The sequence below is a fragment of the Pseudomonas sp. BGI-2 genome (assembly GCF_004310295.1).
Classification (GTDB): Bacteria; Pseudomonadota; Gammaproteobacteria; order Pseudomonadales; family Pseudomonadaceae; genus Aquipseudomonas.
Window position 1 is genome coordinate 17,527 of sequence record NZ_SISB01000048.1, and the last position, 15,280, is coordinate 32,806.

The following is a 15,280-nucleotide window of genomic DNA, read 5'->3' on the forward strand; positions in this document are numbered from 1 at the left end:
CAAGCCTTTGTGGTGAGGGGATTTAGCGAAACGTCGCACCGCCCCGTTGGGCTGCGAAGCGGCCCCCAGCATTTCATTCGCACTACGCATTTACAGAGTTGACGACTGCTGCGTAGCCGAACGGGGTGGTGCGGCATTCCGATTAACCCCCTCGCCACAAAGGCTCACTCCCACATTAGGTCTGCGCGCCGTCCGCCCCTGCTCGCCCTCTGCCCCATGCCCCGCTATACTTGCCGGCTTTTCCTGAATAAATGCCAATAGGGTCCCGCCGCGCATGGATAAGACCTACCAGCCGCACGCCATTGAAACTTCCTGGTACAACACCTGGGAGTCAGAGAATTACTTCGCCCCGCAAGGCGCGGGCGAGTCCTACACCATCATGATCCCGCCGCCGAACGTCACCGGCAGCCTGCACATGGGTCACGGCTTCAACAACGCGATCATGGACGCCCTGATCCGTTTCCGCCGCATGCAGGGTCGCAACACCCTGTGGCAACCGGGTACCGACCACGCCGGTATCGCCACACAAATGCTGGTGGAACGCCAACTCGAAGCTCAAGGGCAGAATCGCCACGACCTGGGCCGCGAAAAATTCCTCGAGAAAGTCTGGGAGTGGAAGGATCAGTCCGGTGGCAACATCAGCCGTCAGATCCGCCGTCTCGGTTCGTCCGTGGACTGGGGCCGCGAGCGCTTCACCATGGATGACGGCCTCTCTGAAGCCGTTAAAGAAGCGTTCGTGCGCCTGCACGAAGACGGTCTGATCTACCGCGGCAAGCGTCTGGTTAACTGGGACACCAAGTTGCACACGGCGATTTCCGACCTCGAAGTGGAAAACCACGATGAGAAAGGTTTCCTGTGGAACCTGAAATACCCGCTGGCCGACGGCGTCAAGACCGCTGAAGGCAACGATTTCCTGATCGTCGCGACCACTCGCCCGGAGACCATGCTCGGCGACTCCGCCGTCGCGGTTAACCCGAACGATGAACGCTACAAAGCCCTGATCGGCAAATTTGTCGAGCTGCCGCTGGTCGGCCGCCGCATCCCGATCATCGCCGACGATTACTGCGACCCAGAATTCGGCACCGGTTGCGTGAAAATCACCCCGGCCCACGATTTCAACGACTACGAAGTCGGCAAGCGCCACAACCTGCCGCTGCTGAACATCTTCGACAAGAACGCTGCCGTCCTGCCGGCCTGTCAGGTGTTCAACCTGGACGGCACGCTGAATGAAAGCATCGACGGCAAGATACCGGCCGAATACGCCGGTCTGGACCGTTTTGAAGCGCGCAAGCAAATCGTGGCTGCGTTCGATGCTGCTGGCCTCTTGGTCAGCGTCAACGATCACGCGCTGAAAGTTCCGAAAGGCGACCGTTCCGGCACGATCATCGAGCCATGGCTGACCGACCAGTGGTATGTGTCGACCAAGCCGTTGGCCGAGCCTGCGATTGCTGCCGTTGAAGACGGCCGTATCCAGTTCGTGCCGAAACAATACGAAAACATGTACTTCTCGTGGATGCGTGACATCCAGGATTGGTGCATCAGCCGTCAGCTGTGGTGGGGTCACCGGATTCCGGCCTGGTACGACGAGTCGGGCAAGGTCTATGTCGGTCGCGACGAAGCCGAAGTACGTGCCAAGAACAACCTTGGCCAGGACGTTGCGCTGCAACAGGACAACGACGTTCTCGATACCTGGTTCAGTTCGGGCCTGTGGACGTTCTCCACCCTCGGCTGGCCTGAGCAGACCGAGTTCCTGAAGAAATTCCACTCCACCGACGTGCTGGTGACTGGCTTCGACATCATTTTCTTCTGGGTCGCCCGGATGATCATGATGACCATGCACCTGATGAAGAATGAGGACGGCACGCCGCAGGTTCCATTCAAGACCGTCTACGTGCACGGCCTGGTGCGTGATGGCCAAGGCCAGAAGATGTCCAAGTCCAAGGGCAACGTTCTGGACCCGCTGGACATCATCGACGGTATCGAGCTGGAAGATCTGGTGCAGAAACGCACGTCCGGCATGATGCAGCCGAAACTGGCGAAGAAGATCGAGAAGCAGACCCGCGACGAGTTCGCCGACGGCATCGCCAGCTACGGCACTGACGCCCTGCGTTTCACCTTTTGCTCGCTGGCCTCTACCGGTCGCGACATCAAGTTCGACATGGGCCGCGTCGAAGGATATCGCAACTTCTGCAACAAGATCTGGAACGCCGCGCGCTACGTGCTGGACAAGGGCGAAGACTGCGGCCAGGACGGCGAAGCTTACGAGCTGTCGCTGGCGGATCGCTGGATCATCTCGCAGCTGCAACGCACCGAAGCCGAAGTGACCCGTCAACTCGATCAGTTCCGTTTCGACCTGGCGGCACAAGCCTTGTACGAGTTCATCTGGAACCAGTATTGCGACTGGTACCTGGAACTCTCCAAGCCTGTGCTGTGGGACGAGAACGCCCCGGTTGAACGTCAGCGTGGCACCCGCCGCACGCTGGTTCGGGTGCTGGAAGTTGCATTGCGTCTGGCGCACCCGTTCATGCCGTTCATCACCGAAGAAATCTGGCAGCGCATCGCGCCGCTGGCCGGTATCGAAGGCAAGACGATCATGCTGCAACCCTGGCCAGTGGCCAATGAAGAGCGCATCGATCCGGCCGCCGAGAACGACATCGAATGGCTCAAGGAGTTGATGCTTGGCACGCGCAACATCCGTGGCGAAATGAACATCGGCCCAGGCAAGCCGCTGAACCTGTTCCTGAAAAACGTCAGCGCCGAAGATCAGCGTCGTCTCACCGAGAACGAAGCCTTGCTGAAGAAGCTGGCTCGCCTCGAATCGATCACGGTGTTGGCCGCCGGCGAAGAAGCGCCGCTGTCCGCCACGGCTCTGGTCGGCGAGATGGAAGTGCTGGTGCCGATGGCTGGCCTGATCGACAAAGATGCCGAGCTGGCGCGTCTCGACAAGGAAATCCTGCGTCTGCAGGGCGAAGTTCAGCGCGTGGGTGGCAAGCTGTCCAACGCTGGCTTCGTCGACAAGGCTCCAGCCGAAGTCATCGACAAGGAACGCGCCAAACTGGCCGAAGCTGAACAGGCTTTGGGCAAATTGGCGGAGCAGCATGCGCGGATTGCCAGCCTGTAACGGTAAATCGCAATGAAAACGGGAGGCCAAATGGCCTCCCTTTTTTTTTGCGCCGAGAATCCTGTGTGGATGTGGGACAATACCCGCCACTTTTAGCCATACCCGAATCGACAACGCCCATGAACGCCCCCCGCACACCAAGACCTGCGCGCAAGAAGCCTGACACCGCCACCCCGGCCAAAGCCGTGGAGCCTCGTGAGAAGAAGGCCAGCCTGCATCCGCGCAACCGCCACCAAGGTCGTTACGACTTCCCGGCGCTGATCAAAACCACGCCGGAACTGGCGAAGTTCGTGATCCTCAACCCGTACGGCAAGGAAAGTATCGACTTTGCCAGCCCGGACGCGGTCCGTGTGTTCAACCGGGCGTTGCTCAAGTCGTTTTATGGCGTCGCCCACTGGGACATCCCGGCCGATTACCTCTGCCCCCCGGTTCCGGGCCGTGCCGATTACGTGCATTTCCTGGCCGATCTGCTGGCCAGCGTCAACGACGGCGAGATCCCGCGCGGCGCGCCGGTCAAGGTGCTCGATATCGGCATGGGCGCAAACTGCGTCTATCCGCTGATCGGCTACAGCGACTACCGCTGGCACTTCCTCGGCTCGGAAATCGACCCGACAGCCGTGGCCGCTGCCAAAGCCATCGTGCAGTCCAACGGGCTGAACAAGGCCATCCAGTTGCGTCTGCAAAGCAATCCCAAGCACATCCTGCTGGGCTTGCTAGAACCTGGTGAACGCTTTGACCTGACCATGTGCAACCCGCCATTCCACGCCTCGATGGACGAGGCCACCAAGGGTAGCGAGCGCAAATGGCGCGCGCTGGGCCGTGCCGACCCGAAACGCAAGCTGCCGGTATTGAACTTTGGCGGTCAATCGGCCGAACTGTGGTGTGAAGGTGGCGAAGCACGGTTTGTGACGCAACTGATCGCAGAGAGCGCGCACTTTCAACACAAAGTACTGTGGTTCAGTACGCTGGTTTCGAAGGCTTCCAACCTGCCGTCGATCCAGACCGCGCTGAAAAAAGCTGGCGTACTGGAAAGCCAGGTCGTGGAAATGTCCCAAGGGCAGAAGCAAAGCCGCTTCGTCGCCTGGACCTTCCAAACCAAATCCGAGCAACAAACCTGGCGCGAACGCTGGGCTCGCAAGAGCTGAGTAACCGCAGAGACAGCGATTGGCCCCTGGTCAGTCGCTGAATCGCAGACGCAAAAAAACCGTGCCCGGATTGCTCCGGAGCACGGTTTTTTTACTGCGTCTTACTTGTTAACAGCGTCGGTCAGGCCTTTGGCCACAACCAGCTTGATAACTTTCTTGGCAGCGATTTCGATGGCAGCGCCAGTCGAAGGGTTGCGGCCAGTACGGGCAGGACGCTCGGTCACTTTCAGTTTGCCGATACCTGGCAGAGTGATTTCGCCGCCGTTTTCCAGCTGATCGGCAACGATTTGGCCCAGTTGGTCCAGAGCGTTACGCGCGGTGGTTTTTGGCGCGTCGATAGCTTCAGCGATGTCGGCGATCAGTTGGTCTTTAGTAAGAGCCATGTAGTGTTCCTTCCCTATCAAATTCATATGGATTGCAGAGTGCAGTGTCAGCCATCGAGCCCGATCTTCTGGATCTGGCACCCTCGGCCAATAACCACGGGATCGGGGTTATAGATACCGAAATCAGGGTTTGGTTCGACCTGACAAATGCTGAATGCACGCTTAACGCAGTGACTTCGCGTAAGACCGGGCAAAACTAGCACAGAGACGGGGAAATATCCGCCTCTAGCTACCCATTTGGTCAGCTTTATTGCTCTAAAACGGGAAAAAACCGCATAAGGGCCGCCGGACGGCTGTGAATTGCCCTTCGAGCCGCGCCAAAACCAGTGGTTGCGGTACACTTGGCACTTTTTTGGGGGAGCACGCCCTCCTCTCTTCAATCAGCCGAGAAGCCCATGCCGATCCGTCATTGCATCGTCCACCTGATCGACAAAAAACCCGACGGCACACCTGCAGTTCTCCACGCCCGCGACTCGGAACTGGCCGAGTCGAGCGCTATCGAGAACATGCTTGCCGACCTCAACGAGAGCTACAACGCCAAACAAGGCAAGGCCTGGGGTTTCTTCCATGCCGAGTCCGGGGCGCATCCGTTCAGCGGCTGGCTGAAGGAATACCTCGACGGTGGCCAGGATTTCACGGCGTTCAGCCGGGTGGCGGTGGAACACCTGCAAAAACTGATGGAAGAGTCGAACCTCTCTGTGGGCGGCCACGTGCTGTTCGCGCATTACCAGCAGGGCATGACCGATTACCTGGCCATCGCGCTGCTGCACCACAGTGAAGGCGTTGCAGTGACCGATCAGTTAGACGTGACACCGTCCCGGCACCTTGATTTGGGCCAGTTGCACCTGGCGGCACGGATCAATGTGTCCGAGTGGCAGAACAACAAGCAATCAAAGCAGTACATTTCGTTCATCAAAGGCAAGAACGGAAAAAAGGTTTCGGAGTATTTCCGCGACTTCATTGGCTGCCAGGAAGGCGTCGACGGCCCGGGCGAAACCCGCACCCTGCTCAAGGCCTTCAGTGATTTCGTTGAAAGCGAGGATTTGCCGGAAGAATCCGCCCGCGAAAAGACCAAGACCCTGGTGGATTACGCCAGCAGCCAGGCCAAGCTTGGCGAGCCGATGGGCCTGGTAGAACTCTCGGAACTGATCGATGAAGAGCGCCCGAAAGCCTTCTACGATCACATCCGCAACAAGGATTACGGCTTGTCGCCGGAGATCCCGGCGGATAAACGCACCTTGAACCAGTTCCGTCGCTTCACCGGCCGCGCTGAAGGCCTGTCCATCAGCTTCGAAGCACACCTGCTGGGCTCGAAGATTGAATACGACGAAGAAGCCGGCACGCTGATCATCAAGGGCCTGCCCACGCAGCTGACCGATCAGCTCAAGCGACGCAATTGATGCTGAACGGCCTGCTGAAAAAATTCCTGCTGATCCTGCTGGTGGTCGTGGTTTACCAGAACTGGGGCAAGATCGAGCGGCTATTCAATCCGAGCCAAGTGGTGTCCGAACAGACCCATGCCAAGGCCAACGTCGTGCTCTACGCGACCGACTGGTGCGGCTACTGCAAACTGACGCGGCGCTTTCTCGATCAGAAAGGCATTCCGTATAAGGAATTCGATATCGAGAAAGACGCCGAGGCCCGCAAGGCCTATGAGGCGCTGGGGGGACGCGGGATTCCGTTGATCGATGTGAACGGGACGTTGATTCGCGGGTATGACCCCGATGAAATTCTCGCTGCCCTGAAATAATCAGCTCGGAATTATCAATACCTGTGGCGAGGGGATTTATCCCCTCGCCACAGGTGTGTGTTGATCAGTGCTTTTCGATGCGGAATCCGAACCGCGGAAAGTGCACATGCACCACACCGCCCCGCTCGTCTTCGCGACGCAGAATCAACTCTTCGCGCCCCGCAAACAGCAACTCACCTGCCACCGGGTCAACGCCGTAATCCGTTGCCGCGATGACCACCCGCTGGCCAACCTCAAAACCATTCGGCTCATCGAATTGCTCATCCGGCAACGCGGCCGGTGTGGCATTGCGCGCAATCTCCAGCGCTTCCTCGGACGACATCTCGCTGAAAGCGCCATGCCCGAACCCCATCACGCGACCGAACCACGCCGACACCGCCGGATAAGCATCCACCAACGGTGCGGTCACGGGCGTGGCCTTGAGGAACCACAACGGATGGGCCAGGGCGAAGTCGGCAATCGACGGCTCGCCGAACAGGAAGTCGCCCTGTTCACGCTGAAGCTGCTGCTCCAGGCGTGCCATGAGGGTCGGCCATTGATGCCTGGCTTGCTCGGCAGACAATTTTGTGGCGCTGCCACCGCTGAAGAGTCCGGCGCGATCAGCCAGAAACGCCTTGATCGCTTCCGGCGGTAAGTTGCCGAAACGCACCGCTATCGATTCCGGCTGAAACACCAGGCTGACCGCATGCTGGAATACCACCGAATCGGCCCAGGCGGCGAAGGTCGCAGCGATCATTTCCTGACCTTCCGGGAAGAACGCCGGCAAGGCTTTTTCCTGCTCCAGACGAAGGGCAATCAGCGACGTGTCGCAATAAATATCAGCACCAATCTGCAGCACCGGCGTCCGGCGGTAGCCACCGGTCAGCGCGGTCAGATCAGGTTTTGGCATGATCGGCGCGATCTTCACCGAGCGCCAGGACAGCCCCTTGAAGCCCAGCAGCAGACGGGCCTTTTCGGCAAAAGGGGACGTCGGGTAATGATGGAGAATCAATTCGGACATGCTCGGCTCCGCCGCACGGATAAGGAACCCGCAGCTTAGCGCGCAATCCGGGGGCAGCCTACAGATCTGCCTGATGGGAACTTATCAGTCAGGTTGATAAGCCCGCGACAGCGCTGGCGACCAGACATTCCTTGGCGCTTTTCTTGAGTTTTTTGATCAAGCGTTCTTGCCGCAGTGCTTCGCTTTTATCGCGGCAGACCTCGGTATAGACCAAGGCCACAGCAGGACTGGAGAGGAAGAAACGTGCGCCCTTGCCACTCTGGTGGGTGGCGAAGCGGCGGACGGGATCGTCGCTGATCCCGCAGTACAGCGAACCATTGGCCGCGCGAACGAGGTAGACGAACCAGGATTTGTTCACTGGCGTGTCGGCGTCGACAGGGATTTCGCTGAGGGTAGTCACGTAACGATCAAGGCTTGTAGGAAACAAGCCGCGATCTTATCAGCGACTGGCCTGAAATGCCTTCAACCCCTTCAACGCTTGAGCGCGAACGGCATTTCTCACCGCTGGCGACCAGCCCAGCAGCAACCCCTTGAAACCCAGCGCCTGCCGCGACCAGGCCCACATATCGAAGCTGTCATGGTGCTCGCAAATCTTGCCGTCACGGAAGACGAACTGCGCCTGAATATCGTTGACCACCGTGTTGCCGGTCTGGCTGAACAGGTAGGTCGCGACCCAATGTGCGCCCCCCGTGCGTTCCTCGGCTCGAACGTTGTCGAACGTCATGGAAAATTCCTTCGCCCGAGTCGTGAGCATGCGCCACATGTCGCCGGCATCGCGGCCGTGCAGTTCGCCAAAGGCCGGATCACTGAACAGCACATCGTCGGTGTAGCAGGCGCTCATGGCCTCGGCATCCAGCCGCTGGAAGGCTTGGTAGAACTGGGTGATCAATGCGCGGTTGGCGTCACTCATGGACAGGCTCCGAAGTTTTTACAGGATTGCCTGCACGATAGTCTGCAAATGCACGGAACACTATTGGCATTCGTGGCGGGAATACCCTGAGGTGCGCCGACGCCTAATGCACCATGCCGCTATCACGAGCATAAGCAAAGAGATCCACATCCGTGGAAATGCCCAGCCTCTGCATGGCCATGCTTTTCTGTTTACTGATCGTCGAAACGCTGCGCTTGAAGTAGCTGGCGATTTCACTGACGGTCATGCCACTGGCGAGCATTCTCACCACTTCATGTTCTTTGGCTGACAGCGAAGGGGAACACGACTGAGCCGCGGTGTCTGCCTGAGCCAGCGCCGTGCGCAAGGACTCGCTGATGAAACGCCGCCCTTCGCTCACCGATTTGATCGCCAGGGGAAGCTCCGTCGCCGAGGCATCCTTGGCGACGATCGCCATCACCCCTTGAGCGAATGCCACTCTCAGCGTCGCAACGTTGGCAAACATCGTGACCAGAATAATCGGCGTCGAAGCGTAGTGACGTCGAACCGTGCTGAGCATCTTCAGTCCATCGGCCTGTTGGTTGCCCGGCATGGAGAAGTCCGTGATCAACAGATCGCAAGGCGTGATTGAGAGAAGGCGCAACAGGCTGTCCGGTCCATCGGCCTCACCCACGACCACACACCTGCGGGTTAGATCGATGAGCATCCGTAACCCGATGCGGACGACAGGATGGTCGTCAGCAATAATTACGCGCATTGTCGGATTTATCCTGTTTGGTGACTGGAATACGCGAAAAATAACGCCGTCCTATTCCGACCACAACGACCAATCTCGACCGCATAACCACTTCCCCCAACGTATCCGGGACTCTGTCCTTTCTCTGATAAAACAAAAGGAACCGCCCTACGTTTTAAAGCTACGCAGTTCACACCAAAAGACTACAGACAACACGTCGAAAAATGAGATCTGTAGCTCGCCATGAACTTTCATACCCCGGGCCCTACTTTTTCGTATTAGTTGCATTCCGCCCGGCTACCTCGATCGATAGATTGCGCCCTGTCCGAACAGGGCAACTCTCCAACAATCTTTCATCAAGGAAGAGCCGACATGAACAAAAATGTATCCCTCCTGACGGTTGCTTTGCTGCTGACCGGCGCCTCATCGGCGTTCGCGGCTTCCAGTACTGACCTGACTGTAACGGGCATCATCACTCCGGCGGCCTGTACCCCTGTTCTGTCCAATAACGGAACCGTTGATTTTGGAAAAACATCGGCCAAGGATCTCAACCAGACCAGCGTCACCCATTTGGGCACGGAAAAATTACAAGTCAATGTGGGTTGCGACGCCGCGACTACCTTTGCGCTGACACTGCTGGACAACCGCTCCAGCTCCACGCACAACCCCTATCAATATGGCCTGGGCAAGACCAGTGCCAATGAAAATCTCGGAGGGTTCACTGTGACCTACTTCGACGCCATCACCGACAGCGGCCCAAAAAACGTCATCGTTTCATTCGATGAGGGCGAAACCTGGCGGAACAATCAGCACATACCGGTCGACCCTTTTAGCTGGGCCGCAGTGGGCGACACCTCCACTGGAAGCTGGTATCCGGTTGTGACCAGTAATCTGGCGATGAACGTGGAAGTAGATGCCTTCATCGCTCGTGCTGACAGCTTGACCCTGACAGACGAAGTCACACTCGACGGCTCCGCAACACTCCAGATCAAGTACCTGTAACCCTTCCTCATCAACGAGCAACGCCCGGCACACGGCGTTGCCCGCTCACTCAAAGGACGACCCATCATGGAAAGATGCTCCCTCGCTCTATTGACTCCCCTGTTGCTCGTCTGCGCCCCAGCAGCCTTTGCCGCCAGCAGCGCCGACCTGAGCGTCACCGGTTTGATCACCCCCAGCGCCTGCACAGCCAGCCTGTCCGGCGGCGGCATCGTCGACCACGGCAAAGTGACGGTGAAAGATCTGAGACCGGACCAGCCCACGGCCCTGGAAAACGGCACGCTGTATCTGGAGGTGAATTGCGATGCCGCCACGCTGTTTACCCTGACGACGATCGACAACCGCGAAGGCTCTTCCGCCTTCCACCCCAATAGTCACGGGCTGGGCGTCGTCAACGACGACCAGAACCTGGGCAGTGTTGCGTTCGGCCTGTTCGATACAGTGGCCGATGGGGCGGCGGTGAAAACCATCATTTCCCTCAACGACGGTGCCTGGCGAGTGTCTTCCTACCTGGGGCACGCGGGCCGGACCGCGTTCGCGGCGTTGAGCGACCTGAGTACACCGATCGCCATCAAGGATTTGCGCGCGCGTCTCACGGCGTTTACCACCATCGTTCGCGCGAACGACCTGACGCTGACCGACGAAATCCCCATCGACGGGCATGTCACCGTGCAACTGAACTATTGATAGGTCGGTGATCCCGGCTCCAATTTTTTTGAACATTCAACGAGACACGTCATGACGATGTTTTCCAAAGTCACCCATCATCTGTTCCATTCCGGCATCGGCGCACTCGCCCTGTTGCTGACCGCACACGCTCAGGCCGACGGCATGGTGCCGAACACTTCTGTGGTCATCGTCAACGAGGCCGACGGCGAAGCGTCCGTGTCGGTGACCAACACCGATGCCAACCTGGCGTTGATGCACGTCACCCTCGAAGACATCGCCGAGGACAGCGAATCGCTGGTGTTCGTAACGCCACCGCTGGCGCGCGTCGAAGCGGGCAAAACCCAACTGGTGCGGTTCATTCTGCAATCGGAAAAACCCCTGCTCACTCAACGTTTGAAGCGGGTGATCTTCGAAGGCATCCCCCAAGGCAAAGCCGCCGCCGAGGCGGGTCAGGCACGGGTCGGTGTGACGGTACGCCAGAACTTGCCGGTGATCCTGCACCCCAAAGGCCTGGCGCCCAATCGAACGCCTTGGACCGGTCTGCAATGGTCACTGAAGGATGGTCAACTGACCGTGCGCAACGACACGCCTTATGTGGTCCGTCTGGGCCAGGAAGTGCAATTGTTGCCAGCGGCAGGCAATGCGATGTTGCCGAAAACCTACGTGCTACCCGGTGAGCACATCAGCATCAAGGTGCCCGAAGGCGCCGCCACGCAGGTGCGCTTTCAACCGGCGACGGTCTACGGCTTCGCGGTGCCGCATTACGAGGCGCCCATCCAGTCCTGAACTTCCCTTACGGCGTCCTCAAGGAACGATGAGCACCCATGTTTCAAGGCGACGGCCGCTTGGCCGTTGCCACAGGCGTGCCTGTAACCGCACGCCGCAATAACCCAAGTGAACCCGATGACCACAGTATCGATTTACCGTGATGGCGAAGCCGTGCCCGCTATTGGGGCCGGCGCTCGCTCTCATCCATGGCGGCGGCGAATCACGATGGCGTTGCTGCTGAGCAACGCGCTGATGATGCTCGACGCCCACGGTGAGGCGTCGTTGCCGGCGTCGTTCGACAAGGACACGTTGTTGCAGCGTGGCATTGATCCGGCGCTGGCGACGTTGCTGATGCAGGCACCGCGGTTCACGGTCGGCCGGCACCCGGTCACGCTCAGCGTCAACGGCCAGCGCCAGGGCCGGGTCGACGTCACGTTCGATCGCGAAGGGGCGTTGTGCTTCGATCGTGCGCTGCTCGATGCGGCGAACCTGCAGGTGCCTGCTCGTCTGTTGGACGAGAGCCAGTGCCACGATTTCCTCGACACCGCGCCTCAGACCATCATCGAATCGGACCCCGCGAGCCTCGCCCTGTCGTTGATCGTGCCCACCGATGCGATACGCCCCACTACCCGGGATTTTTCCGGCTATCAAACCGGCGGCATTGCCGGTTTGCTCAACTACGACGTCACCGGTTTGCACAGTCGTTCAGGAGATAGTTCGAGTCGCTACGCCTCGGCCAACACCGAACTCGGGTTCAATGCCGGCGACTGGATCGTGCGCAGCCGTCAGGTACAGACCTGGCAGGACGATATTTCCCGCACCACGCACATTGCGGCCTACGCCCAGCGCACCTTCGCCAGTCAGGAAGCGGTGCTGCAGGCGGGACAGATCAACCTCTACAACCCGGTGCTTGCTGGTGCACAGATCACCGGCGTGCAAGTGCTGAACGAGCAAGCGCTGCAGGTCGAGGGGCAAAGCGCGGTCATTGAAGGGATCGCCAACAGTCAGGCCCAGGTCGAGGTCCGTCAGAACGGTTCGCTGATCCATTCCACGGTGGTGCCCGCCGGCCCGTTCGCACTCACCAACGTGCGACGGCTCAACACGCGCTCCGACGTTGAGGTCACGATCAAGGAGGTCGATGGCAGCGAGCGCAGTTTTACCGTGCCCGCTGCGATGCTGGGGGTCAGTTTGCCGGCGCCCGGTTATTCACTGGGCACCGGTCAGGTGCGAAGTGTCGGTGACGCGCAGGGTGGCGATCCCTGGGTCATCAGCGGCGGCTGGAGCGGTGCGCTCACCCCGCAAGTGTCGCTCAGCGCAGGCCTGACCGGCGCCGCCGACTATCGCGCGGCGGGCGCCAGCGTCGGTCTGTTGCCCTCGCTCGCCACCCAGGTGCAAGCCACGCTGACCGGCGCGGATGCCAGCGGCAGACAAGCCAGTCAGGGGCTTCAGGCTGACCTGAGCGTCTCGCATCGGTTGAGCGAACAGTGGGCACTCAATGCCGGCAGCTCCTACCGAACCCTGGGATACCGGGAACTGGAAGAGGCGGTGTTCGACACCACTTCCGACAACAGCAAGTCCCGTTACCGCGATCAACAAAGCGCAGCCCTGTCGTGGTCGCATCCATGGCTCGGCGCCTTCAGCAGCGGCTTCAGCCGATCCTGCTCGTTCGATGGCCAAAGCAGCAGCCGCGCCCTCGCCTCCTGGGGCACCAGCCTCGGTGGTGTGTCGGTCTCGGCGACCGCCGAATGGCAGGTCAGTGGCGCGAGCCGCAATGATGACAGCCTCTACGTGAACCTCAGCATTCCGTTGGGCGAGAACCGCCGGGCGCGCACCTGGGTGCGCAGTTCTGCCGGCGAATACCGCAGCGGCGTCGGCTTGAGTGAGCAGGTCAACGATCAACTGGGTTACAGGGTGGGTGTCGAACACGACACGCGCGATAAACAGGTGCAGTCCACGACCGGCGTTTCGCTGCTGCCGCGCTACACCCAGCTTGATCTCAACTACACCCGCGCCGACGCCGAACGCTCCAGCTATCAGGCCAGCGCCCGTGGCGGCGCCGTGCTCCACGGCGGTGGCGTGACGCTGTCGCCCTACCCGGTGAGCGACACCTTCGCGCTGCTGTCGGTGGGCGACATGGGTTCGATCAAAGTGTCGACGCCCAGCGGTCCGGTGTGGACCGACTGGCAAGGTCAGGCGGTGATCCCGCAAGTGACGGCTTACGGCCGCAGCCCGGTGGAAGTCGACACCAAAACCCTGCCGCGCAACGCCGACATTCACAACGGGCTGGCGGTGATTTCGGCCGGTCGCGGTGCCGTCGACAACGTTGAATTCGGCATCACGATGACCCGTCGAGCGTTGCTCCAGGCCACCACCGCCAACGGCGCGCCCCTGCCGCGCGGTGCCGCCGTGAACACCGAGGATGGCGAATTCGTGACCCTGGTGCAGGACGGCGGCCTGGTGTTTTTGCCCAACGTTCTCGACCGCCGCTCGCTGTGGATCACCGCACCGGGGCTGGAGCGCTGTGAGCTGAATTTCGAACTGCCTGCCAACGCGGACACCCACGCGTACTACGAAACCGCCCCCGCCAAGTGCCGAACCCTCTGAGGATGACTTCATGAACCTGTCACGCTATCTGCTGCTGACCCTCACGCCTCTGGTACTGAGCGGATTCACTCCACTGGCCAAGGCGTCGACTGACGACTGTCAGTTCAACCTGAGCCAGCCGGTTCTCGATTACGGGCTGATGAACCGGGCTATACGCCCCAATGCCGCACCGGAGCGCAACCTCGGTGAGCGCCCGCTCAGTCTGACCTTGAGCTGTTCGCAGCCCATCGACATGAGCCTGTTCTATCGGGCCATGGCCGCGACCGCCGAACGCTTTCACTTTGCCGAACGTGGCAGCTATCAGGTGCGTATTCGAGACGCCGTGGTTGACGGCCAATCGGTGGAGATCGGGTTGATTGCCGGGGCCGGTCAGCCGCCGGCAGAAATGGCCTCGAACCTGATCTGGCGACCGGAACACGGGGTTGTGCCGGTGCGGGCCGGCGTGCCTGTGCAGGGTCGTAGTTTCTCGGCGCAACTTGAGCTGACTGCCTGGGTTCAAGAGCAAGGGATGCAGGTGCGTGACGCGGTGACTTGGGAAGCTTACGGGGTGTTCGACGCCGTAGCCGCCGGACGTACCCGCGAGGCGACCTTGCGCGCCCGCTTGGCTCCGGCAGCCTGCGAGCCGGTGTTGTCCAACGGTGGCGTGATCGACTTCGGCACCCTGTCCAAAAAAGACCTGCACGCGGACAAGGAAACACGCCTGCCGCCCAAGTCGTTGACGCTGATGGTCGGCTGCGACGCACCGGCGTCTTTCGCCTTGATCATGCATGACAACCGCTCAGCCTCGGCGACGCTCAACAGCGAAAATCACTACGGCCTGGGCAAGGACAGCCGCGGCAACAAGATTGGCCAGTACTCAGTAAATGTGGACCCGGCCGACGCCAATGCCGATGGCTTCGCCCGCCTCTATCGAACCGACTCCGATACCGCCGGCACGGCCTGGAGCACTGGCAGCGCCAACCCGATCGCCATCGGCAAAACCCGTTACCTGGCGTTCACCGACAGCGCCGGCAGCAGCGTCGGCCCGGTGCTGATCCAGAACTTCAGCACCACCGTGACCGTCGACGCCGTCATCGCCCCCACCAACAGCCTCGACCTGAGCACCGCCATCGAGCTCGATGGCGCGGGGACGATCGAGATTATTTACCTGTAACACCCAACCCGATCCTGCTGGGTCCGGGCGCAATTGAGCGGCTCGGGGCAGTCAGGACACAAC

The 15,280-nt window shown here is 60.1% G+C and carries 14 protein-coding genes; 9 read left to right on the top strand and 5 right to left on the bottom strand.

Features of this window, described 5'->3' with window-relative positions; translation table 11 throughout:
• Positions 1-274 precede the first annotated feature (274 nt).
• Positions 275-3,121 (top strand): valine--tRNA ligase, encoded by a 2,847-nt coding sequence (locus tag EYC95_RS25730; protein ID WP_131062825.1) that lies wholly within the window; start codon positions 275-277, stop codon positions 3,119-3,121.
• 119 nt (positions 3,122-3,240) lie between these two features.
• Positions 3,241-4,266, top strand: coding sequence for a 23S rRNA (adenine(1618)-N(6))-methyltransferase RlmF (gene rlmF, locus EYC95_RS25735; protein ID WP_131062826.1), 1,026 nt, complete (start codon positions 3,241-3,243; stop codon positions 4,264-4,266).
• 101 nt (positions 4,267-4,367) lie between these two features.
• Here rlmF and EYC95_RS25740 read toward each other — a convergent pair whose 3' ends face one another.
• Positions 4,368-4,649 (bottom strand): HU family DNA-binding protein, encoded by a 282-nt coding sequence (locus tag EYC95_RS25740; RefSeq protein WP_007905514.1) that lies wholly within the window; start codon positions 4,647-4,649, stop codon positions 4,368-4,370.
• Between the two features lie 395 nt (positions 4,650-5,044).
• On the opposite strand from EYC95_RS25740, the gene yejK reads away from it, so the two are divergent.
• Together yejK and EYC95_RS25750 are read left to right on the top strand one after the other, a co-directional pair.
• Positions 5,045-6,049 (top strand): nucleoid-associated protein YejK, encoded by a 1,005-nt coding sequence (yejK, locus tag EYC95_RS25745; protein ID WP_131062827.1) that lies wholly within the window; start codon positions 5,045-5,047, stop codon positions 6,047-6,049.
• The gene (locus EYC95_RS25750) at positions 6,049-6,399 is read left to right on the top strand and encodes a glutaredoxin family protein (protein WP_131062828.1); all 351 of its coding nucleotides are present in this window, start codon (positions 6,049-6,051) and stop codon (positions 6,397-6,399) included. Before yejK ends, EYC95_RS25750 begins: the two co-directional genes overlap by 1 nt.
• A gap of 64 nt (positions 6,400-6,463) precedes the next feature.
• On the opposite strand, the gene EYC95_RS25755 is transcribed toward EYC95_RS25750, so the two are convergent.
• The 4 genes from EYC95_RS25755 to EYC95_RS25770 form a co-directional block, all read right to left on the bottom strand.
• On the bottom strand, positions 6,464-7,399 hold the full coding sequence (locus tag EYC95_RS25755; protein WP_131062829.1) for a glutathione S-transferase family protein: 936 nt from the start codon (positions 7,397-7,399) through the stop codon (positions 6,464-6,466).
• A gap of 88 nt (positions 7,400-7,487) precedes the next feature.
• Entirely contained in the window at positions 7,488-7,799 is a 312-nt protein-coding gene (locus tag EYC95_RS25760) for a GIY-YIG nuclease family protein (RefSeq protein WP_131062830.1), read from the bottom strand.
• Between the two features lie 39 nt (positions 7,800-7,838).
• Entirely contained in the window at positions 7,839-8,309 is a 471-nt protein-coding gene (locus tag EYC95_RS25765) for a nuclear transport factor 2 family protein (protein ID WP_131062831.1), read from the bottom strand.
• A gap of 103 nt (positions 8,310-8,412) precedes the next feature.
• The gene (locus EYC95_RS25770; protein ID WP_131062832.1) at positions 8,413-9,045 is read right to left on the bottom strand and encodes a response regulator transcription factor; all 633 of its coding nucleotides are present in this window, start codon (positions 9,043-9,045) and stop codon (positions 8,413-8,415) included.
• Positions 9,046-9,396: 351 nt separating this feature from the next.
• Here EYC95_RS25770 and EYC95_RS25775 point away from each other — a divergent pair, with 351 nt between their 5' ends.
• The 5 genes from EYC95_RS25775 to EYC95_RS25795 all read left to right on the top strand — a co-directional run bounded on the left by EYC95_RS25775 (position 9,397) and on the right by EYC95_RS25795 (position 15,217).
• Positions 9,397-10,026: a DUF1120 domain-containing protein gene (locus tag EYC95_RS25775; protein ID WP_131062833.1), complete on the top strand. Its 630-nt coding sequence runs from the start codon at positions 9,397-9,399 to the stop codon at positions 10,024-10,026.
• Positions 10,027-10,092: 66 nt separating this feature from the next.
• A complete protein-coding gene (locus EYC95_RS25780; RefSeq protein WP_131062834.1) occupies positions 10,093-10,710 on the top strand; it encodes a DUF1120 domain-containing protein in 618 nt (205 codons plus the stop codon).
• Between the two features lie 51 nt (positions 10,711-10,761).
• Complete coding sequence (locus tag EYC95_RS25785; protein ID WP_131062835.1) at positions 10,762-11,478, top strand: fimbria/pilus chaperone family protein; 717 nt, start codon at positions 10,762-10,764, stop codon at positions 11,476-11,478.
• 117 nt (positions 11,479-11,595) lie between these two features.
• On the top strand, positions 11,596-14,064 hold the full coding sequence (locus EYC95_RS25790; RefSeq protein WP_131062836.1) for a fimbria/pilus outer membrane usher protein: 2,469 nt from the start codon (positions 11,596-11,598) through the stop codon (positions 14,062-14,064).
• 10 nt (positions 14,065-14,074) lie between these two features.
• Positions 14,075-15,217: a DUF1120 domain-containing protein gene (locus tag EYC95_RS25795; protein WP_131062837.1), complete on the top strand. Its 1,143-nt coding sequence runs from the start codon at positions 14,075-14,077 to the stop codon at positions 15,215-15,217.
• Positions 15,218-15,280 lie beyond the last annotated feature (63 nt).